The sequence below is a fragment of the Roseibium sp. FZY0029 genome, assembly GCF_036350355.1.
Taxonomy (GTDB): domain Bacteria; phylum Pseudomonadota; class Alphaproteobacteria; order Rhizobiales; family Stappiaceae; genus Roseibium.
Genome location: NZ_JAZDVZ010000003.1, coordinates 419,311 through 439,227, shown reverse-complemented (window position 1 = coordinate 439,227; position 19,917 = coordinate 419,311). Strand labels below are relative to the sequence as shown.

At 59.6% G+C, this 19,917-nt stretch carries 21 protein-coding genes; 9 read left to right on the top strand and 12 right to left on the bottom strand.

Translation table 11 applies throughout. From position 1 onward, the window contains the following. Window positions 1-18 precede the first annotated feature (18 nt). From V1T76_RS10380 to V1T76_RS10340, 9 genes are all read left to right on the top strand, one after another. The gene (locus tag V1T76_RS10380; RefSeq protein ID WP_330560589.1) at window positions 19-864 is read left to right on the top strand and encodes a metal ABC transporter ATP-binding protein; all 846 of its coding nucleotides are present in this window, start codon (window positions 19-21) and stop codon (window positions 862-864) included. Further along, on the top strand, window positions 821-1,681 hold the full coding sequence (locus V1T76_RS10375) for a metal ABC transporter permease (RefSeq protein WP_442970113.1): 861 nt from the start codon (window positions 821-823) through the stop codon (window positions 1,679-1,681). Before V1T76_RS10380 ends, V1T76_RS10375 begins: the two co-directional genes overlap by 44 nt. Continuing rightward, window positions 1,678-2,085 (top strand): Fur family transcriptional regulator, encoded by a 408-nt coding sequence (locus V1T76_RS10370; RefSeq protein ID WP_330560587.1) that lies wholly within the window; start codon window positions 1,678-1,680, stop codon window positions 2,083-2,085. The genes V1T76_RS10375 and V1T76_RS10370 overlap by 4 nt, the downstream gene beginning before the upstream one ends. 86 nt (window positions 2,086-2,171) lie before the next feature. Further along, window positions 2,172-3,311 (top strand): Gfo/Idh/MocA family protein, encoded by a 1,140-nt coding sequence (locus V1T76_RS10365; protein WP_330560586.1) that lies wholly within the window; start codon window positions 2,172-2,174, stop codon window positions 3,309-3,311. Between the two features lie 100 nt (window positions 3,312-3,411). Further along, window positions 3,412-3,996, top strand: a complete 585-nt coding sequence (locus V1T76_RS10360) for an NnrU family protein (protein WP_330560585.1) — start codon at window positions 3,412-3,414, stop codon at window positions 3,994-3,996. A gap of 202 nt (window positions 3,997-4,198) precedes the next feature. Next, on the top strand, window positions 4,199-4,882 hold the full coding sequence (locus tag V1T76_RS10355; protein WP_330560584.1) for a tetratricopeptide repeat protein: 684 nt from the start codon (window positions 4,199-4,201) through the stop codon (window positions 4,880-4,882). Beyond that, window positions 4,879-6,231 (top strand): outer membrane protein assembly factor BamB family protein, encoded by a 1,353-nt coding sequence (locus V1T76_RS10350; protein WP_330560583.1) that lies wholly within the window; start codon window positions 4,879-4,881, stop codon window positions 6,229-6,231. The genes V1T76_RS10355 and V1T76_RS10350 overlap by 4 nt, the downstream gene beginning before the upstream one ends. Window positions 6,232-6,275: 44 nt before the next feature. Beyond that, complete coding sequence (der, locus tag V1T76_RS10345) at window positions 6,276-7,697, top strand: ribosome biogenesis GTPase Der (protein ID WP_330560582.1); 1,422 nt, start codon at window positions 6,276-6,278, stop codon at window positions 7,695-7,697. A 103-nt stretch (window positions 7,698-7,800) separates the two neighbouring features. Continuing rightward, a complete protein-coding gene (locus V1T76_RS10340; protein WP_330560581.1) occupies window positions 7,801-8,598 on the top strand; it encodes an inositol monophosphatase family protein in 798 nt (265 codons plus the stop codon). 6 nt (window positions 8,599-8,604) lie between these two features. On the opposite strand, the gene V1T76_RS10335 is transcribed toward V1T76_RS10340, so the two are convergent. The 12 genes from V1T76_RS10335 to rpsF form a co-directional block, all read right to left on the bottom strand. Further along, on the bottom strand, window positions 8,605-8,976 hold the full coding sequence (locus V1T76_RS10335; RefSeq protein WP_330560580.1) for a VOC family protein: 372 nt from the start codon (window positions 8,974-8,976) through the stop codon (window positions 8,605-8,607). A 46-nt stretch (window positions 8,977-9,022) separates the two neighbouring features. Continuing rightward, entirely contained in the window at window positions 9,023-9,637 is a 615-nt protein-coding gene (locus V1T76_RS10330) for an HAD family hydrolase (RefSeq protein ID WP_330560579.1), read from the bottom strand. Between the two features lie 90 nt (window positions 9,638-9,727). Then, on the bottom strand, window positions 9,728-10,456 hold the full coding sequence (locus V1T76_RS10325) for an SDR family NAD(P)-dependent oxidoreductase (RefSeq protein WP_330560578.1): 729 nt from the start codon (window positions 10,454-10,456) through the stop codon (window positions 9,728-9,730). An 82-nt stretch (window positions 10,457-10,538) separates the two neighbouring features. Continuing rightward, entirely contained in the window at window positions 10,539-12,011 is a 1,473-nt protein-coding gene (gene purF / locus V1T76_RS10320) for an amidophosphoribosyltransferase (protein WP_330560577.1), read from the bottom strand. Between the two features lie 221 nt (window positions 12,012-12,232). Beyond that, window positions 12,233-12,841, bottom strand: a complete 609-nt coding sequence (locus V1T76_RS10315; RefSeq protein ID WP_006931812.1) for a CvpA family protein — start codon at window positions 12,839-12,841, stop codon at window positions 12,233-12,235. 74 nt (window positions 12,842-12,915) lie between these two features. Further along, a complete protein-coding gene (gene radA / locus V1T76_RS10310; protein WP_330560576.1) occupies window positions 12,916-14,310 on the bottom strand; it encodes a DNA repair protein RadA in 1,395 nt (464 codons plus the stop codon). Between the two features lie 24 nt (window positions 14,311-14,334). Then, a complete protein-coding gene (gene alr / locus V1T76_RS10305; RefSeq protein ID WP_330560575.1) occupies window positions 14,335-15,477 on the bottom strand; it encodes an alanine racemase in 1,143 nt (380 codons plus the stop codon). 164 nt (window positions 15,478-15,641) lie between these two features. Beyond that, a complete protein-coding gene (locus tag V1T76_RS10300; RefSeq protein WP_330560574.1) occupies window positions 15,642-15,917 on the bottom strand; it encodes a PilZ domain-containing protein in 276 nt (91 codons plus the stop codon). 217 nt (window positions 15,918-16,134) lie between these two features. Next, entirely contained in the window at window positions 16,135-17,619 is a 1,485-nt protein-coding gene (locus tag V1T76_RS10295) for a replicative DNA helicase (protein WP_006931816.1), read from the bottom strand. A gap of 365 nt (window positions 17,620-17,984) precedes the next feature. Further along, complete coding sequence (gene rplI / locus V1T76_RS10290; RefSeq protein WP_330560573.1) at window positions 17,985-18,569, bottom strand: 50S ribosomal protein L9; 585 nt, start codon at window positions 18,567-18,569, stop codon at window positions 17,985-17,987. A gap of 116 nt (window positions 18,570-18,685) precedes the next feature. Continuing rightward, on the bottom strand, window positions 18,686-18,934 hold the full coding sequence (gene rpsR, locus V1T76_RS10285; RefSeq protein ID WP_023003964.1) for a 30S ribosomal protein S18: 249 nt from the start codon (window positions 18,932-18,934) through the stop codon (window positions 18,686-18,688). Window positions 18,935-18,939: 5 nt separating this feature from the next. Next, window positions 18,940-19,386 (bottom strand): 30S ribosomal protein S6, encoded by a 447-nt coding sequence (rpsF, locus tag V1T76_RS10280; protein ID WP_330560572.1) that lies wholly within the window; start codon window positions 19,384-19,386, stop codon window positions 18,940-18,942. Window positions 19,387-19,917 lie beyond the last annotated feature (531 nt).

Here is a 19,917-nt window from a genome sequence, read left to right as displayed (position 1 = left end):
CAGCAGGCTTTCAGGACTATGACAATTTCAGATACCAGGCTTGTACAGCTTGACCGTGCCGGCGTCCGCAAAGGCGGTGATTGGCTTGTGCGCGGGGTCGATCTTTCGGTCTCGCCCGGCGAAATCGTGACGCTGATCGGCCCCAATGGCTCTGGCAAGTCGACAACGGCCAAGATGGCCCTCGGTATCCTGAGCCCGAGCGAAGGCAGCGCCGACCGCAAGCCGGGTCTCAAGGTCGGCTATGTGCCGCAGAAACTCGCCATCGACTGGACCCTGCCGCTGACCGTCGCCCGGTTTATGAGGCTTACCAACCCCTTGTCCGACGCGGAGTGCCGCGCTGCCCTGGCACGCACAGGGGCCGAACGGCTGATCCAATCGCAAATGCGCACACTCTCGGGCGGCGAAATGCAGCGGGTCATGCTGGCGCGTGCGATTGCCCGCAATCCCGGCCTGCTGGTGTTGGATGAACCGGTGCAGGGCGTGGACTATGCGGGCGAAATTGCGATTTACGATCTCATTTCCGAAATCCGTAAGACGCTCGGATGCGGCATTTTGATGATCTCGCACGATCTTCATGTGGTGATGGCGGCGGCGGATCAGGTCATCTGTCTCAATGGCCATGTCTGTTGCCGCGGAACGCCCTCGGATGTCAGCCGCGACGACCGGTACCATGCGCTGTTCGGTAACCGGCGCAACGCCGCAATCGCAGTGTACGAACATCATCACGACCATGTTCACCTGCCGGACGGAAAGGTGCGTCACGCGGACGGTTCCCTGTGTTCCTCGTGTTCAGGTGAGCATCATCATCATTCTCACGGCGATGCGTCCGCGGAAAAAGAAGGCGGCATTCGAAATGCTGGATGATTTTTTCACCCGCGCGTTGATTGCCGGTATTGGCGTGGCACTTGTTGCCGGGCCTCTTGGCTGCTTCATCATCTGGCGTCGAATGGCCTATTTCGGCGATACGCTGTCGCATGCGGCCCTGCTGGGGGTCGCCCTGTCGCTGCTTCTCAACGTCAACACCACGCTGGCCGTCGGGGCCGTTTCAATCCTTCTTGCCGTCGTGCTGATGGCCCTGCGGCGCAGCGATACGCTGTCTTCCGACGCTCTGCTTGGCCTGTTGTCCCATTCAGCGCTCGCTCTGGGGCTCGTGTGTCTTGCGTTCATGACCTGGGTCCGGGTCGATCTGCTGGGTCTGCTCTTCGGCGATATCCTGGCTGTGACGCCGCTGGACATTGCCATGATCTATGGCGGCGGCGCGCTGGTACTGACTGTTCTGGTGGTGATCTGGCGCCGCCTGTTCGCCGCCACCGTCAGCCCGGACCTCGCCGCGGGGGAGGGGCTGAAGCCCGAGCAGACAGAGCTCATCTTCATGTTGCTGACGGCCATCGTCATCGCCATCTCGCTCAAGATCATAGGCGCACTGCTGATCACCGCACTCTTGATCATTCCGGCTGCCGCTGCACGGCGCCTGTCATCTTCACCGGAACAGATGGCCGTCATCGCTGCCCTGACAGGAGCTGCCGCCGTCGTCGGCGGGCTCTACAGTTCGTTGACCTATGATACGCCGTCCGGGCCTTCCATCGTGGTTGCGGCGATGGCTCTGTTTGTCGTCAGCCTTGTCCCGGGTGTGCAAATCGTGAGAAGGGTGAGTTCGAGCACGAAAGGAGATCGTCCGTGAGCGTTGAGACACATCCCGAACTGACCAAGAACCAGGCCCTGGTGTTCGGCTCGCTGTCGGACGCAGGCGGACCTCTGACGGCCTATGCGATTCTGGATCTGTTGCGCGACAGCGGGTTTCGTGCGCCGCTCCAGGTTTACCGGGCGCTCGACAAGCTGGTGGAATACGGAATGGTCCACCGCCTGGAAAGCCTCAATGCCTTCGTCGCCTGTTCGCACAAGGGCTGCTCCAGCCATGGCACGGCCGCCTTCGCCATCTGTGAAAAATGCGGCGAGGTCAGTGAATTTACGCCGGTCAAGGCCATGACCCTGTTGCAGGACTGGACAAGGAGCGAAGGCTTTCAACTGTCCCGCACGACCATAGAGCTGCGCGGCACCTGCCGGCAGTGCGCCGTACCGAACTGATCTGCGCCACACGTCGCGGCATCCAATCGATTTCCGAGACGCGGTCTTTGCCCTAGGATGTCTGCAACGAATCTTTGGAGATGTTCATGGCAAGCAGATTGGGCATCGGCATTATCGGATGCGGCACGATTTCAAAAACCTACTTTGATCTGGCGCCGAAGTTCAGCGGCCTTGAAATCAGGGCCTGTGCAGATCTGAACCGTCAGGCGGCGGAAGCGCGCGGTTTCGACTATGGCGTGCGTGCACTCACCGTGCATGATCTGCTTCTTGCAGATGACATCGATCTGATCGTCAATCTCACCGTTCCCGATGCGCATTATCTGGTGTCTCACGAAATCCTGGCACACGGGAAGCACGTCTATTCGGAAAAGCCGCTGGCGTTGTCGATCCGGGATGGGCAGGCACTTGCTGACCTGGCGCGCAAGAAACACCTGAAGGTCGGCTGTGCACCGGATACGTTTCTGGGCGGGGCGCATCAGATTGCCCGCAAGGCTGTCGACGAAGGACAGGTTGGTGAGATTGTCGGCGGCACATGCCATGTCATGAGCCACGGCATGGAGCACTGGCATCCCAATCCGGACTTTTTCTTCAAGCCCGGTGGCGGTCCCGTCCTTGATCTCGGGCCCTATTACATCGCCGCGCTCCTCAATCTGATCGGGCCGGTCAAGCGAGTGTGCGCCATGTCGGGCATGCCCTTCAAAAGCAGAACGATCGGAAATGGCGCTCGCAAAGGCGAAAAGATCGACGTCACCACCCCGACGACGATCCATGCGATCCTGGAATTCCAGACGGGTGCCAAGGTGACGCTGACAGCCAGTTGGGACGTCTGGGCCCACAAGCACCCTCCGATGGAGCTTTATGGAACCAAAGGAACGCTTTTTCTCGCAGATCCAAACTTTTTCGGCGGGGACGTAAGCCTGGTTGCCGAAGACGGAACGGCAAAACCGCTTGATGGCGCAGTTCATCCCTTTGGAGCAGCGAATGTCGATGACAACGGGACGCCCCGGGCGAACTACCGCGCCGCCGGCCTGGCCGACATGGCACAGTCCCTCCTGAGAAATGACGCAAGTGAGTTCCGCTGTTCTCTCGAGCGCGCCCTGCACGCAGTCGATGTCATGGTGTCCATCCTGAAATCGGCGGAAACCGGAACCTTCGTAGACATCGAGCACCAGGCCAGTCGTCCACAAGCCCTTGCGGCCGCTGAGGCAGGTAAATTGCTCGCTTGAAGCCGGTTGCGGCTGCTTCACCGGCCTCCTATCTTCGCCGCTAGGGACGCCATGATTTGAAGGCGAACGCCCGCCTGCGGGCAAAAGAGGGAGAGCGGGTATGGCCTTGTTGATCGCCGGCCTTGTGCTGTTTTTGGGAATTCACACGTTGCCGATGGTTCCGGCAACGCGCAACGGGCTGGTCTCCAGACTTGGCGAGACGGGTTACAAGGGGCTGTTCACGCTCTTGTCCTTCGTCGGGCTGGGCCTGATCGTCTACGGCTATGGTGTGGCGCGCTTCGAGGGGGCTCCGGTGCTCTACGAGCCGCCGTTCTGGCTGCGCCACGTCACCATGCTGTTCATGATTCCCGTGTTCATTTTCCTGGTCGCGGCCTATGTACCCTCCCGGATCAAGACGACGCTGAAACACCCGATGCTCGCGGCTGTAAAGCTGTGGGCCTTTGCTCACCTTCTTGCAAATGGTGATCTGGCATCGGTGCTTCTGTTCGGCGGGTTTCTGGCCTGGGCAGTGGCTGACCGGATTTCCGTCAAACGCCGTGGGCCGGGGGCAGGGCAGATCGGTGCATTGGCTTCGGCAAAGCCTGGAAAATACTCTGATCTTGTCGTGATTCTGCTGGGTCTCGTTCTCTACGGACTGTTCGTCTGGAAACTGCATGCGCTGTTGATAGGCGTGCCGGTGATGTGATAGCCGCTGCGGTGGTTGAAATTACGTGAGAAATCCGGCATTTCCTGCCGGATTGCCCCACTTGCGCCATGAAGGACCGTTTTAAGCCCCTTCAGGGAATTGCCCGAGCCGGATCAAATGGATAATGTGCGCCACTCAAGAAGGGGCCGCACCCGGCCAAGACGTGCCGGGCAGCAGAAGTGAATGCAGGAAATAGACACGCATGTCTGACATTTTTCGTGAAGTCGATGAAGATATCCGCCAGGAGAAATACCGTCGGCTTTGGGACCGGTTCGGTCCATGGGTGCTTGGCGTTGCGGTCTTGATTGTTGTTGGAACCGGCGGCTATCGCGGCTGGCTCTATTGGCAGGAACAGCAGTCGCAGAGCGCGGGCGATACATTCTTCGAAGCCGTGAAGCTGTCCGAAGCCCAGAACTACGAAGAAGCAGCCGCTCTCTACGGTGAACTGGACAATGCGCTGGGGGGCTATCCTGCCCTGGCGAAACTGCGCCAGGCCACCGATCTTTCCAATTCCGGCAAGACGGAAGAAGCTCTTGCAGAGTTCGATGCCCTATCGCGCGACAGCAGTATCATGGAAGCCCTGCGTGATGTCGCGGCCCTGCGCGCCGCATACCTCGCCGTCGATACACAATCATATGGCGAGATCGCCGACCGGATCGAGAAACTGACCGGAGACACCGGTCCGTTCCGTGCAGCAGCACGTGAACTTCTCGCTCTAAGTGCCTGGAAGGCTGGCGACATCGAGACGGCCAATAAATGGATTTCAGCAATTGAAGAGGACACCGAAACGCCCGCAGATGTAAGCCGGCGCGTGTCGATCCTCGGTGATGTCATCCGGTCCAGCAACGGCGAAGCCACAGCGGACAGTGAAGGAAACAACCAGTGAGTTTTGTAACCGTTTCTTTCCGCAGACGCGGTGTTTTTGGCGCAATAGCCCTGTCGCTTGTCCTGACCGGGTGCGGGTCGGTCAGTGAATTTACCGAGAATATAAATCCGTTCGCCCGCGAAAAGATCCTCAAGGGTGAGCGCCAGCCTGTTTTTGATGGTGCCGACCCGGCAGCCGAGGCGCTCGGCCAGTCCGCCAAGATCGGCGCGGCAACGGGCGGTCAGTCGTGGACGACGGCCGGTGGTGGCCTGACCAACGATCCGGGCAACGTTGCCGTATCCGTTTCCGGCAACCGCGCCTGGCGCGCCCAGGTCGGCTCGTCCGGCGGCGGTCTGACAACCTCCGCGCTTCGGGTGTCTTCCCGCCCGGTCAGCGATGGCAGCCGTATCTACGTCTACAAACCCAATGGTGAAGTCGTCGCCCTGTCGACGGGTGGTGCACGCCAGTGGACCCAGAACCTGCGTCCGGAAGGCGAGAGGGATGTCGGGCCGGGTGGTGGTGTCGCGGTTGAAGGCGGCGTGGTCTATGCGGCTACCAGCTATCGTCAGGTCGCGGCGCTCGAAGCCGGTTCCGGACGGGAAATCTGGAAAGTCGACATCGACACACCGGCGCGCGGCGCACCTGTTGCAGGCGCCGGGCATGTCATTGTCGTGTCCCAGTCCAACGAAGTCTATGCGCTGAAACAGTCCGACGGCAGCGTTGCCTGGACCTATGCTGGTATCGAGGAAACCGCCGGTCTCTTGTCTGCGGCCAACCCGGCCATTTCCGGCAACCGCGTCATCGTGCCGTTCTCCTCCGGTGAGATCATGGCGATCGACATCAAGTCCGGTGAACCGGCCTGGATCGACGGCGTGTCGCGCGGCTTCAGGACGCTTGCATTGTCCGGCCTAGCGGATGTCTCGGCCAGCCCGGTTGTCTCCGGCAGCACGGTTTACGCGACCGGCGTTGCCGGGCGCACGGTTGCGGTCGATGCCCGCACGGGCCAGCGTCGCTGGGAACAGAATCTCGGCAGCGTGCACACGCCGGTTGTCTCCGGCAGCGCGCTGTTCATGGTTGACCTTGACGACCGTATGGTCGCCCTCAATCTGAAAAACGGGGAAACCCTCTGGGCAACGGCCTTGCCGCGTCCGGAAAAGAAAAAGAAGCGCCGCAACTGGGCTGGCCCGATCCTGGCGAACGGGGCACTGGTTGCCTTTTCCAGCGACGGCCAGATCGCAATCGTGGATGCCGCTTCCGGTAAAACCATGTTGACGCAGCGGACCAATACGGATGTCTATGTGACACCGATCGTCGCCGGTGGCCGGATTATCGTGCTGACTGGCAATGACGGCGTCGCTGCCTTCAACTAGCATTTGAGGCGGGCCCGAGAGGTCCGCCTATCAGGAGAACTGCTGTGGGCGCTACTGTCGCCATTATCGGACGGCCGAACGTCGGCAAGTCCACCCTTTTCAATCGCCTTGTGGGCAAGCGCCTGGCGCTGGTAGACGACACACCTGGTGTGACGCGCGACCGGCGGCCGGGCGATGCCCGTTTGGGCGACTTGCGCTTCACGATCATCGACACCGCCGGTCTCGAAGATGCGGACAAGGAGTCCCTTGAAGGCCGCATGCGCCGGCAGACCGAAGAAGCGATCGAAACCGCCGACGCGGTCCTGTTCGTGATCGACGCTCGTGCCGGTGTCACGCCACTCGATGCCCATTTCGCCGAAGTTGCACGCAAGACCACCCGTCCGGTGATCCTGCTTGCGAACAAGGCGGAAGGTCGGGCGGGAGAGAGCGGGCTTTACGAATCCTATTCGCTTGGCCTGGGCGATCCGATTGCAATCTCCGCCGAACATGGCGAAGGGCTGGCTGATCTCTATGACGCGCTGAAACCTCATGTCGACCGGGTGACGGAAGAAGAAGAGGCCAAGCGCGAAGAGGCAATCACCAACGTCGATGTCGACGAAGACGGTGAATTCGTCGAGGAAGAAGATCCGGTCGGTACGGTTGAACGGCCCCTGCGCGTTGCGATCGTTGGCCGTCCCAATGCGGGCAAGTCGACGCTGATCAACCGCATGCTGGGCGAAGATCGTATGCTGACAGGACCGGAAGCGGGCATCACGCGCGATTCCATTTCCGTCGACTGGGTCTGGCGCGACCGGCACATCAAGCTTTTTGACACAGCTGGGATCCGCAAGAAGGCGCGTGTTCAGGAAAAGCTCGAAAAGCTGTCCGTTGCCGATGCCCTGCGCGCGATCAAGTTCGCCGAGGTGGTCGTCGTGACGCTGGACGCCACCATGTCCTTTGAAAAACAGGACCTGCAGATCATCGATCTGGTCGCGCGTGAAGGCCGCGCACTGGTGGTGGCGATCAACAAGTGGGACCTGATCGAAGACCGCGAAGAAGCCTGGAAAAAGATCAAGGACGCCAACGAACGGTACTTCAACCAGATCCGCGGTGTTCAGATCGCGACTTTGTCCGGCCAGCAGGGGCAGGGGATCGACCGCCTCATCGAAAGCGTCTTTACCGCCTATGAAGCCTGGAACGCGCGCGTCTCGACCGCGAAGCTGAACCGGTGGCTGGACAAGGTTACAGCAAACCATCCGCCTCCTGCCGTTGCCGGGCGCCGGGTGCGCCTGCGGTACATGACCCAGCCCAAGACGCGGCCACCGCATTTCGTGGTCTTCTGTTCGCGTCCGGAGCAATTGCCGGAAAGCTACACCCGCTATCTGGTCAATTCGCTGCGCCAGTCTTTCAACATTCACGGTACCCCCATTCGCCTGTCCTACCGCAAAGGCGAGAACCCTTACGCTCCGAAGAGAAAACGGGGCTGAGCGGGGAGTGCAGCCGGCGCATGCCGGCTGCCGGCCGGTTTTCTTCTTTCCCGGCGGAAACGCTGCTTCCCGCCGCCATCGACACTTTAAGGGAGTTTGAACCATGTCCATCGACCGGCTGGAATTTGCCGTCACCCTTGCCGAAAAGGCTGGCGAGCTTGGTCTCGACTATTTCCGCAAGCTGGACACGCTCACGGTTACGCAGAAGGGCCATCAGGACCTGGTGTCGGAAGCCGACCGCAACGTGGAAACACTCATCCGGCAGGAACTCGCAAAGAGCTATCCGGACGACGGCATTCTGGGCGAAGAGCATGGCATGGAAGAAGGGGATTCGGGCTATACCTGGGTCACCGACCCGATCGATGGCACAGCAAACTTCGTTGCCGGTATTCCGCAGTGGTGCGTCATCATTTCCTGCGTCCATCAGGGCCAGGTGATTGTCGGTGTGATCCACGATCCGGTCTCAAGGGAAACCTTCAAGGCAGCGGCCGGTCACGGCGCGTTCCTTAATGACAAGCCGATCCGTGCATCCGACAGCGAAAGCCTCTCTCATGGCTCGGTTGGCGTTGGTTTCAACGGCCGGACCGCCGTTACCGACGCTGTCAATGTTGTCGGTGCCCTGGTTTCAAAGGGCGGTGTCTTCTTCCGCAACGCCTCGGGTGGACTGATGCTCGCCTATGCAGCCTCCGGACGTCTGATCGGTTATGTCGAATCCCATATGAATGCTTGGGATTGTCTTGCAGGCATGCTGATCACCAAGGAAGCCGGTGGGCAAGTTCTGGAACAGGACATCAACCAGTCCCTTTATCACGGTGCACGCGTCGTTGTCGGCGCTCCCGGTGTCTTTGCCGACCTGAAGGAAATCGCAGAAAGTTCCTTCGCGCCGTTCGAAGCTGCCTGAACAGTCTCACACGTGCTGGTCGACTAGAACCGGGTTTCCGTCCGGGTCGACCAGCATGAAGCTGGCCCGGCCACTGCCGGCCTCGTCAGCTTCGGATACGAAAGAGTATCCCTTCGTTTTCAGCGCCTTTTGGATGTCCCGCACATCCTGAAAATCTTCAAGCGTCCTGGCATCCTGATCCCAACCGGGATTGAAGGTGAGAATGTTCTTTTCAAACATGCCCTGAAACAGCCCGATGATGGTGTCGCCGTTCTTCAGGACGGTCCAGTTGTCCGCGTTCGAAACGCCGACATCCACGAAGCCGAGGCCTTCGTAGAACGCCTTTGATTTCACAAGATCCTTGACGGCCAGACTGACCGAAAACGCACCGAGTTTCATTTTCGTGGCTCCTCTTTTCAGGCAGCTGCCGATTTCCAGCATGCTGTCAAAGACTGAGAAAAGAGGCAAGTTCCTGGCGCGATTGCTCGGTAAAATGAAACCCCTTCCAGCCGAGAGCCTTCGCGGCGCGAACGTTGGTGGCGCTGTCGTCAATCAGCAGGATCTCCGACGGGGTAACCCTGAGGGTGTTGCTGACATGAGTGAAGAATGCGGCATCCGGCTTGGCTGCCATGATCCGGCCGGAGGAGAAAATCTGGCTGACGAGCGAGCCGAAGCCGGACTGGTGCTCAATGTAACTGGAGCGCCGGTCTTCATTGTTGGTCGCAATCACCTGAACCACGTCATGACCTGCCAGATGTTCAAGCAAGCCGCAGGTGAACGGATCCTTCAGGTCATCCTTGACGAACCAGTAGTCGAGAAGATCGTCGGCATTCAGTGTGTGACCGCAGCGGTCAAGCCAGTCCTGCAGGTGGCATTTGATGTCCCGTTTTCCGGTGATGACCTGTGCGAAGGAGGCATCGAAGACGTCGCGCTCGAATGCGTCGAGCGCGATACCGAGATCGTCTTCCAGCGTGTCTGCCCACACGAACCGCCCCTCGACGATGTTGCGGTTGAGAACACCGTCGAAATCCCAAGCGATAACGCTGATATCGGCGCGCATGGCAACTTTCCTTCCAATCATCGATCGGAAGGCGCAGAGCCAAACTGGCACCTTTGCAACCGGTGGCGATTGCCCGTTGAAGGCCCGGCCTTAGGCCCGGGCCCATTCTCCGCTGACGCGGTCGTACAGGCTGCCGGTTTCAAGAACGTCGGGCTTCAGCAAGGGCAGAAGATCTGCCGCGACTTCATCCGGTGCGGGAAGGTTGGTGGCAAGCTCACCCGGCATGGCCTTTGCCCGCAGTCCCGTGCGGGTGGGGCCGGGGTCGGCAATGTTGATCTTCATCTTCGTCTGCAGGCTTTCCTTGGCCCAGGTCCGCGCCATGGCTTCGACGGAAGCCTTGCTGATGGACTGAAGACCCCAGAACGGCGTGCAGGTGCTCGCATGGACGGAAGACAGGAACAGCGCACGGCCGGCGTCAGACTGGCGCAGAAGCGGGTCCAGAGACCGGATCAGACGCCAGTTGGCAACGACATTCACCGCCGTCACTTTCTCGAAGTCCTTCGGGCTGATATGGCCGATGGGCGACAGCACGCCCAGCATGCCAGCATTGGCCACGAAGATATCGAGCTTCTTCCAGCGCTCGTAGATCGCGGCGCCGAGCCGGTCAAGAGCGTCGAAATCGGTCAGGTCCAGCGGCACGAGCGTGGTTTCCCCACCCGCGGAGCGAATCTCGTCATCAAGATCTTCCAGGCCGCCGACAGTCCGGGCAAGCGCAATGACATGCGCACCACGTTCGCCGAGCTGCTTTGCTATCTGATAGCCAATTCCGCGGGAGGCGCCGGTCACGAGTGCGATCCGGCCTTCAAAGTCTTTGGTCATGCGTGATCTCTTAGATCAATTTGCCTTCCGGCGGTACCGCCGGAAGGCATTAATTTAGGCGGTCCAAAGGGTTTTGAGCGCTTTAACCGACCTCGACCAGACGCGGGGGGCTGACGAAGTCCTGATCTTCGGATAGATCGGTCAGCGGCGTCGGATAATCGCCGGTGAAGCAATGGTCCGTGAACTGCGGATTGGCATCATCACGGCCTTCGTATCCCATGGCCTTATAGATGCCGTCGACGGACAGGAACGCCAGGGTGTCGGCTCCGATATAGGCGCGCATTTCATCAAGACCGTATTTCGCGGCCAGAAGCTTCTCGCGCACCGGCGTATCGATGCCGTAGTAGTCGGAATATTTGATCGGCGGGCTGGCGAGGCGGAAGTGAACTTCCTTGGCACCGGCTTCGCGGATCATCTGAACGATTTTGACCGACGTTGTGCCACGCACCAGACTGTCGTCCACCAGCACCACGCGCTTGCCTTCGATCTGGGCCCGGTTGGCGGAGTGTTTCATCTTCACGCCAAGAGCACGGATCTGCTGGGTCGGCTCAATGAACGTCCGGCCGACATAGTGGTTACGGATGATGCCGAGTTCGAACGGCACACCGCTTTCCTGGCTGAAGCCGATGGCGGCCGGTACGCCGCTGTCCGGCACCGGCACGATGACGTCGGCTTCGACATTGGATTCCCGTGCGAGCTGACGGCCCATTTCGCGGCGAACGTCATAGACGCTGCGGCCTCCGACAACACTGTCAGGGCGCGAGAAATAGATGTATTCGAAGATGCAGGGCCGGGCAGGGCGTTTGCCGAACGGGAAGAAGGATTCAATTCCCGTCGTGGTGCAGACGATGACTTCGCCGTTTTCAACTTCGCGAATGAACTTCGCACCGATGATGTCGAGCGCGCAGGTCTCCGAAGCCAGGATTGGTGCCCCGTTGAGGTCGCCCAGAACCAGCGGACGGATGCCGAGCGGGTCGCGTGCACCGATCAGTTTCTTCGAGGTCAGCGCCACCAACGAGTAGGCGCCTTCCATCTGGGTGATCGCATCGATGAAGCGCTCGACGATCTTGCCCTTGCGCGAGCGGGCGACGAGCTGCAGGACCACTTCGGAATCGGAGGTCGACTGGCAGATTGCTCCGTCGCGGATCAACTGGCGGCGCAGGGTGAGGGCGTTGGTGAAGTTGCCGTTATGGCAGACTGCAATACCGCCGCCATCCAGCTCGGCGAACAGCGGCTGCACGTTCCTGAGGATGGTCTCGCCGGTCGTCGAATACCGAACGTGGCCGACCGCAGCCTTGCCGCTCAGCCGTTCGATTGTCTCGGCATCGGAAAAATGATCGCCGACAAGGCCGAGATGACGTTCCGCACGGAACTGCTCGTTGTCGACGGTCACGATCCCCGCTGCTTCCTGCCCGCGGTGCTGGAGCGCATGAAGCCCGAGCGCGGTCAGCGCGCTGGCATCCTCATGACCCAGAATGCCGAAAACACCGCATTCTTCGCGCAGGGTGTCTGCATTGATGTCGAACGGTTCGTGCACGTCGGTTCCGCCAGCCATGGCGAACACTCCTTCGTTCTGGCCGGTGGGAGGACCGGCCTGGTCTTGCGGTCAAAGGTCTGTCATCGTCATGGCGATGGACGAGAAGTTGACCGCTTTGCAAATGGTACATCGTCCCGCACCTGTCATGGCGCGGGATGCCTCATTCAACGTTGCACCGTCAGCCGGTGCCCGATCCTGCCCAGTCTCGGTTTATGTCCCCGGATCGTAACCAAGGTCTGTTAGTTGCTATCCGTCGTCAGTTGTTCAAGTCCCTGACGTTCTGAATCGCTGTACGCCGGTTCTTCTGCAGGGGTTGCGCCCCCTCCGGCCTGATTGTTCTGCCGGATCTTGTCCAGGATCGCCTTTTCCGGGTCTTCGGGCAGAACGGCCACCAGCCGCTCACCGATGGACAGCAGGATCGGGCGCGACTTTGCGGTCTTGACCCAGTTCGGCTGCTGTTCCGGCTGGACGAACCAGTTGAAGAACATCATCGCCACGACGACCAGCAGCAAACCGCGCACCGCTCCGAAAACGAACCCGAGGGTCCGGTCGAGCGCGCCGATGCGGCTGTCGAGCACGAAATCGGAAATCCGCATGGTGATATAGCTGACAACAAGCAACGTGACCAGAAAGACCGCCGCGGCAGATACGCCCATGGCAACCAGATCGTGGTTGATATACTGCTTGGTGTAAGGAAGAACCCGCTCGTAGAGCAGGAATGCCGCAGCTGCCGCTGCCACCCAGGAAACGATGGAAAGAACTTCCCGGACAAATCCGCGGATCATCGCAAGGACCGCCGAAATGAACATGATGACCAAGAGCAGTCCGTCCAGCAGCGTTATCGGCATGTTCCTGAAAAATCCTCTGTCTGGCGCTCTTTCAAGAGCTTAAACCTTTCGCCCAAACCCGTCACCATCTTGCGTCAGGTCTGCCCCTTAGCACTAGCCTCCGCCGAAAGTTTGGCAACAAAGTCCCCAAGTTCCGGCACACCCGTGGTTCTGAACGAAGACACGATGCCATCCTTGAGATTGCCTTCCGGACAATAGGCCTGGTCGAAGCCGAGTTTCTCAGCTTCTTTCAGCCTGGAGGGGGCCTGGGCGACCGGCCGGATTGCCCCTGACAGGCTGACTTCGCCGAAATAGACGCAATTGGCCGGAAGGGCAAGCCCGCTGAGTGAGGAGATTAAGGCCGCAGCAACGGCAAGATCGGCTCCGGGCTCATTGATCTTGAGACCGCCAGCGACATTCAGATAGACATCGTGCTGCGAAAAGCGGACGCCGCAGCGTGCTTCCAGCACCGCCAGGATCATCGAAAGGCGGGCACTGTCCCAGCCGATCACGGCCCTGCGCGGTGTTCCGAGCGAAGATTGCGCCACCAGCGCCTGGATCTCGATCAGGAGCGGGCGTGAGCCCTCGAGCCCGGCAAAGACCGCCGCGCCGGGGGCGGTGGTGTTTCTGTCCCCCAGAAACAGCGCGGAAGGATTGGGAACTTCCTGAAGCCCTTTGCCGGTCATCTCGAAGACGCCGATTTCATCCGTCGCGCCGAAGCGGTTCTTGACCGAGCGCAGGATACGGTACTGATGCGCGCCGTCGCCCTCGAAATAGAGCACAGCGTCGACCATGTGTTCGACCACGCGCGGACCGGCGATCTGGCCGTCCTTGGTCACATGCCCGACCAGCACAAGGGTGGTGCCATTCTTCTTGGCATAGCGCACCATGGCCTGGGCGGATGCACGCACCTGCGTAACGGTGCCGGGAGGGGATTCCACCTGGTCTGTCCAAAGTGTCTGGACGGAATCGAGGATCAGAAGGGCGGGAGCCGTGTCGGCTTCAAGAGTTGCCAGAATGTCTTCGACGCTTGTTTCCGCCGCCAGTGCGACAGGCGCCTGGGCAAGCCCCAGCCGCTCGGCCCGAAGCCGAACCTGGCCGATGGCCTCTTCGCCCGAAATATAGACGGTCCTGTGGCCGAGGTTGGCCAGTTGCGCAGCCGCCTGAATAAGCAGCGTGGACTTGCCGATGCCGGGATCACCACCAACCAGCAATGCCGACCCGCGCACGAAACCGCCACCGGTCACCCGGTCGAGTTCCGGCACCTTCGTCTGAATGCGCGGGGCTTCCTTGGCGTCACCGGAAAGGCCCACAAGCGGAATGACGCGGCCTTTGCTGCGGGAAGCACGTCCGGGGCCGCCTCCAACGCCGCCTCCGGTCTGTTCCTCCACGATGGTGTTCCATTCACCACAGCTTTCGCAGCGACCAACCCATTTGGCGGTAACAGCGCCGCAGGATTGGCAGACGAAGGAAGTGGAGCGCCGTGCCATGAAAGTTCGCCTTTCGCTCTCGGCTCAGCTCAGGGGCGCGTAGACGCGCTCAAACCGCCGGCCGAGGCTTGTCAGATATTCGTAATCGATGGTTTCGGCATAAGCGGCAAGATCGGAAGCTGCAACACCTGGCCCCAGCATTTCCACAAACGCGCCGCGCCTTAGCAGATGGTCTGGCACGTCTGTCACGTCAAGGGTAATCATGTCCATGGAGATCCGGCCGAGGATAGGCGCCTTGTAGCCGCCGATCATCCCGAAGCCGCCGGGGCGTTCATCCGTAGAACCTGCGCGCCGGATCATGCCGTCGGCGTATCCGGCTGCGACAACGGCATTGCGCAAGGGGCGCGTCGCGGTCTGTTTGGCGCCATAGCCAATGGTGTCGCCCTTCGGAACGTCGCGCACCATCATGATGCGGGCCTCCACCTTGGCCACCGGCTTCATGGGGTTGGGCTCTGTTTCAATGGCCAGTCCGCCGTAAAGCGCAATCCCGGGACGAACAACTTCGAAGTGGTATTCCGGCCCGAGCAGTACCCCGGCGGAATTTGCCAGCGACCGCGGTATCTGGGGGAAGGGGGCGGTGGTTTCGGTGAACAGCTGGAGTTGCCGCCGGTTCATGGGGTGGTCGGGGTTGGAGCCACAGGCCAGATGGCTCATCACCAGCGATGGCTGGAACGGCCCAAGGGCAGTGGTGTCACTCAGAGCCTGGGTAAACTCTTCCGGCGACAGGCCAAGCCGGTGGATGCCGGTGTTGACGTGCACCGCTGCGGGAAAGCTCTTGCCCGCTGCCTTGCTGATCTCCGACCATTCGACAAGTTCTTCAAGGCTGCCGAGGACAGGGCGAATGTCATGCTTCAGGAAATGCTCCGCCGTGCCCGGGAACAGCCCGTCGAGCACATAGATGACAGCGTCTGGAAGACAGGCGCGCAGCGTGAGGGCCTCGGTCGGCACTGCAACGAAAAACGTTCTGCATCCAGCCTGATACAGCGCCGCAGCGGTTTTGTCCTGGCCTGTTCCATAGGCATCGGCTTTCAGAACGGCGGCGCAGTCGGTACCGTCGCCCACCTTGTCTTTCAGCAAGGACCAGTTCGAAACGATTGCATCGAGGTCGATCGTCAGGCGTCCGCCATAAAGGTCGGAAGGAAAAGCGTGTTCACTAGTCGCAGGCACGGTCCGGATATCTCTCCAGTCAGAATCAATGTCTGAAATTCGTGAGAGAGCTTACCGCATTGCGATACAATTGCACCAACGGCCAAGCGATTGACTGCGTGACCAAATGAAGCGCTGAAGAGTGTTTTTTGCTGTTGCCGTAGTGATCTGGTCCGAAACCAGCCTCAATCCATATACAGAAATTCGACGCCTGCTTCGCCGGACCGGATCCAGCGCACTTCGCCATAGAAGCGCAGCTTGCGGCTTTCGATTTCAATGGTGATGCGCTGATTTTGCACCAGCCCCTTGGTGTTGGTCGCAATGCGGCAACCACCGACGCTGATATCTTCCACCACACAGGGGCGATGGGTCGCTTCCTGCTTCAGAAGACCGGGCCACTTGCATCTCTTACGGGGAAAGATGCGAGCTTCCTCAAGGAGTTTTTGTGCCGACGAAAACAAGATGCGGTCACCTGGAAAGCATTTTTCGTGAAATTCTTTCTACTTAAAGTAAGTGAAGAGGTTTAACAGTGGATTAATAAAAGGCCGACGCAGCAGGCATTGTGAACTTCCGCAAGTGGATGAAGACACATGCGAACCCGCTGCGCGAACAGGCGCCGGCAATTGGCGCTTGGGCCGTCTTCTGAAGACGGCCCTTTTGCGAAGGCGAGTCGCCGCCCTATTCGTAGCGCTCGGGCAGGTGGTCTTCTTCCGCAAGGTCGGAAAAGCGGGTGTACTGGCCTTCGAAGTGAAGGTTGGCGGTGCCGGTCGGGCCGTGACGCTGCTTGGCAATGATGACTTCCGCCTTGCCCTTGAGGCGCTCCATGTCCCTTTGCCAGTTTTCATGTTCTACCGTTCCGAATTCCGGTTCGGTTTTGGACAGATAGTATTCTTCGCGGAACACGAACAGAATCACGTCGGCGTCCTGCTCGATGGAGCCTGATTCACGCAGATCCGACATCATCGGCCGTTTGTCGTCGCGCGATTCCACCTGACGGGACAGCTGTGACAAGGCGATGATCGGTACATGCAGTTCCTTGGCGAGCGCTTTCAGACCCGTGGTGATTTCGGTGATTTCCTGAACACGGTTGCCGGAGTTCTTGTTCGAGCCCGACAAAAGCTGGATATAGTCGACCACGAGCAGATCGAGGCCTCGCTGGCGTTTCAGGCGGCGCGCCTTGGCGACAAGCGACGCGATGGAAATGCCACCGGTCTGATCCACATGCAGCGGAACTGCCTGCATCGTCTGGGCACAGGCGGCCAGCTTCTCGAATTCCGCTTCCGTGATATCGCCGCGGCGGATCTTGGAAGACGAGATTTCCGCCTGTTCGGAAATGATACGCGTTGCGAGCTGTTCGGCGGACATTTCCAGCGAGAAAAAGCCGACGACGCCGCCGTTGACCGTTTTGAGCGAGCCGTCGGGCTGCTCTTCGGCCTTGTAGGACTGGGCGATGTTATAGGCAATATTCGTTGCCAGAGAGGTCTTGCCCATCGCGGGACGGCCGGCAAGCACGATCAGATCCGAGTGCTGCAGACCACCCATGAGCCGGTCGAGCTCGCGAAGTCCTGTGGAGATACCGGAGAGGGCGCCTTCACGGTTGTAGGCGGCATGCGCCATTTCGATGGTTTCGGTCAGCGCGTCACCGAAGGCGACAAACCCGCCCTCGCTGCGCCCGGTTTCAGCCAGTTCAAACAGACGGCGTTCGGCATCGTCGATCTGCTGGGACGGCGGCACGTCGATCGGGGCATCGAAAGCGATGTTGACCATGTCCTCGCCGATGCGGATCAGGTTGCGCCGGATGGCCAGGTCATAAATGGTCCGGCCGTAATCCTCGGCATTGATGATCGAGGCTGCATCGCCTGCCAGCCGCAGAAGAAACTGGGTCGCGGACAGATCCGCAATCTTGGCGTTGGCCGGATAGAAGGTCTTGAGCGTGATTGGCGACGCGGTTTTACCCGCGCGGATCAGATGACTGATCTTCTCGTAGATGTCCTGGTGTGCCGGAACGAAAAAATGATGTGGTTCCAGAAAGTCTGAGACCCGGTAGAACGTCTCGTTATTGACGAGAATCGCCCCCAGAAGCTGACGCTCCGCCTCGGCATTGTGTGGTGCCAGTCGCTGGATGTCTTCTTCCGTTTCGACCTTCTGCAGCGTGCCCTTCATAGCGTCCCCCGTTGACCCAAGTTCATTGGGAATACTCTGTGACGGGTAAGGGCTCAAGGATCAAAAAGGGGTGTTTTCGATTCTCATCGGCTTGGGCAAATCAGCGGGGAAAGAATCGAATCCAGCTTGACTCTGAACTCGATTGCAGACTCAAGGGGCTAGGTCTTAGTCATTGAATTTTATGATATTTTCGAAGAGGTTAACGGCTGGTTAATGAATTTTCGATAAGTTTCAAGGCCTTGGACCGGAAACTGAAACGCCAGCATTAGCCGTCCTGCGCGGTCTTCCAAAAAAGTTGCCGGCAAACAAAAAAACGGCGCTGAAACCAGCGCCGCTTTCTCAAGTCAACAGGGGAAGGAAAGCGCTTAGGCTTCTTCTTCCGTTGCTTCCTCAGAAGCTTCTGCGCCTTCTTCGGCGTCTTCTGCTTCTTCATCTTCTTCGAATTCGAAGACGTCCATTTCCGGGGTGGAGAGATCTTCACCAGCGGCCTGACGGACAGCTTCGTCTTCGGAACGGGCAACGTTGACGCTGATCCCGACTTCGACTTCCGGATGCAGCTGGATCAGAACGTTGTGCAGACCGATCGTCTTGATCGGGTTGCGCAGTTCAACCTGGCTGCGGGAAACGGAGAAGCCTGCCTTGGTGAGGCCGTCGGCGATATCGCGCGTGGAAACGGAACCGTAGAGCTGACCGGTTTCGCCAGCGGAACGGATCATCACCAGGGATTCGCCGTCGAGCTTGGAGGCAACGCCTTCAGCTTCGTTCTTGCGCTCAAGGTTGCGAGCTTCGAGCTGTACGCGCTCGCGTTCGAAACGCTCGAGGTTTGCCTTGTTGGCGCGCAGTGCCTTGTTCTGCGGCAGCAGGAAGTTACGGGCATAGCCGTCGCGAACACGAACGGTGTCGCCCATCTGGCCGAGCTTGGCAATACGCTCAAGAAGGATAACTTGCATGTCATTTCTCCTACTGTCCCACCCGGTGAGGGTGGTTAGAGGCCGTTTGCCCGCGGCCCCAATTCGGGTCTTCCGGGTGTCCCCGAAAGAAACGTCTCAAGATTTTCGAGAAACGCTTAGCTGATCACGAACGGCAGCAGGCCGAGCAGGCGGGCGCGCTTGATCGCACGGGCCAGTTCACGCTGCTTCTTCGCGGAAACCGCGGTGATGCGGCTCGGGACAATCTTGCCGCGCTCGGAAATGTAGCGCTGCAGCAGACGGATGTCCTTGTAATCGATCTTCGGCGCGTTGGTGCCGGAGAACGGGCAGGTCTTCCGACGACGGAAGAACGGACGGCGGCTCGGGAGCTGTGCAATATCAACCATCAATCTTACTCCCCTTCTGCGCGGCGCGGAGCGCGCTCACCGCGGTCGCCACCGCGTCCACCGCGGTCACCGCCGCGATCGCCACCACCAAAGCGGCCACCACGATCGCCACCACGGCGGTCGTCACGGTCACGCTTCTGCATCATTGCAGACGGCTCTTCGTCCAGCTCATCGACCTTGAAGGTCATGAAACGCAGAACGTCTTCGCTCAGGCCCATCTGACGCTCCATCTCGGCAACCGCGGCGTGCGGAGCGTTGATGTTCATAAGGGTGTAGTGAGCCTTGCGGTTCTTCTTGATACGGTATGCGAGGGAACGCAGACCCCAGTTTTCCACCTTGCCGACAGTACCGCCAGCGCCTTCGATGAGGCCCTTGTACTGTTCGACGAGTTGTTCGACCTGCTGGGCCGAAACGTCCTGGCGAGCCAGGAATACGTGCTCGTAAAGAGGCATGGAAATAGCCTTTCTTCGTGTTGACAACGCAGGGTCGGCGCAGAGCCTCCTCGTAGCCCCGGAAAGGCACGAGAATTCTAACGAGAGCGGGAACACGGGAAGTCGGATCCGATCAAAGATCCTGGCATCATGCCCTTCCGTTCAGCCCCCGGCCAAACCCCGGATGAAGCGCGCTCTATACCCTGTTTTACGGAAAATGCAAGCAGCAACCGGCGGAAAACACCGAAAGCCGGCCAACAAGGGCAAGGCTCGCAATTTGGAAGATCGCTCGGCACCGTATATATAGCGTGTTTGCGAGGCAGGTAATGGGAGGATCGGCTTCGCGAGCAACACGAGGCCCATCTGTTTGCCGGGCATTTCAGCGACAAACAAGACAAAGGAAAACCGGCAAAACCGCCTGAAATCGGGAAATGATTGGCCTTCGGGCCTTGACAGTTTGGGCAAGACCGTATCATAGCCTCGCGCCAAGTTTGATTTCAGCCTGCATGGGCTGTCTTCCCCGCTTTCTAGAAAGCCGTCGACCTGTCGCTA

What these genes read in the sequence shown, in the direction of transcription:
- V1T76_RS10315 (WP_006931812.1), bottom strand. Translation starts at nt 12,841, where the DNA reads ATGCCGATAACGCTGCTGGACGGACTGCTCTTGGTCATCATGTTCATT.
- V1T76_RS10375 (WP_442970113.1), top strand. Translation starts at nt 821, where the DNA reads ATGCGTCCGCGGAAAAAGAAGGCGGCATTCGAAATGCTGGATGATTTT.
- V1T76_RS10365 (WP_330560586.1), top strand. Translation starts at nt 2,172, where the DNA reads ATGGCAAGCAGATTGGGCATCGGCATTATCGGATGCGGCACGATTTCA.
- radA (WP_330560576.1), bottom strand. Translation starts at nt 14,310, where the DNA reads ATGGCACGGCGCTCCACTTCCTTCGTCTGCCAATCCTGCGGCGCTGTT.
- rpsF (WP_330560572.1), bottom strand. Translation starts at nt 19,386, where the DNA reads ATGCCTCTTTACGAGCACGTATTCCTGGCTCGCCAGGACGTTTCGGCC.
- V1T76_RS10330 (WP_330560579.1), bottom strand. Translation starts at nt 9,637, where the DNA reads ATGCGCGCCGATATCAGCGTTATCGCTTGGGATTTCGACGGTGTTCTC.
- V1T76_RS10380 (WP_330560589.1), top strand. Translation starts at nt 19, where the DNA reads ATGACAATTTCAGATACCAGGCTTGTACAGCTTGACCGTGCCGGCGTC.
- V1T76_RS10335 (WP_330560580.1), bottom strand. Translation starts at nt 8,976, where the DNA reads ATGAAACTCGGTGCGTTTTCGGTCAGTCTGGCCGTCAAGGATCTTGTG.
- V1T76_RS10360 (WP_330560585.1), top strand. Translation starts at nt 3,412, where the DNA reads ATGGCCTTGTTGATCGCCGGCCTTGTGCTGTTTTTGGGAATTCACACG.
- V1T76_RS10340 (WP_330560581.1), top strand. Translation starts at nt 7,801, where the DNA reads ATGTCCATCGACCGGCTGGAATTTGCCGTCACCCTTGCCGAAAAGGCT.
- V1T76_RS10355 (WP_330560584.1), top strand. Translation starts at nt 4,199, where the DNA reads ATGTCTGACATTTTTCGTGAAGTCGATGAAGATATCCGCCAGGAGAAA.
- purF (WP_330560577.1), bottom strand. Translation starts at nt 12,011, where the DNA reads ATGGCTGGCGGAACCGACGTGCACGAACCGTTCGACATCAATGCAGAC.
- V1T76_RS10295 (WP_006931816.1), bottom strand. Translation starts at nt 17,619, where the DNA reads ATGAAGGGCACGCTGCAGAAGGTCGAAACGGAAGAAGACATCCAGCGA.
- rpsR (WP_023003964.1), bottom strand. Translation starts at nt 18,934, where the DNA reads ATGGTTGATATTGCACAGCTCCCGAGCCGCCGTCCGTTCTTCCGTCGT.
- V1T76_RS10325 (WP_330560578.1), bottom strand. Translation starts at nt 10,456, where the DNA reads ATGACCAAAGACTTTGAAGGCCGGATCGCACTCGTGACCGGCGCCTCC.
- rplI (WP_330560573.1), bottom strand. Translation starts at nt 18,569, where the DNA reads ATGCAAGTTATCCTTCTTGAGCGTATTGCCAAGCTCGGCCAGATGGGC.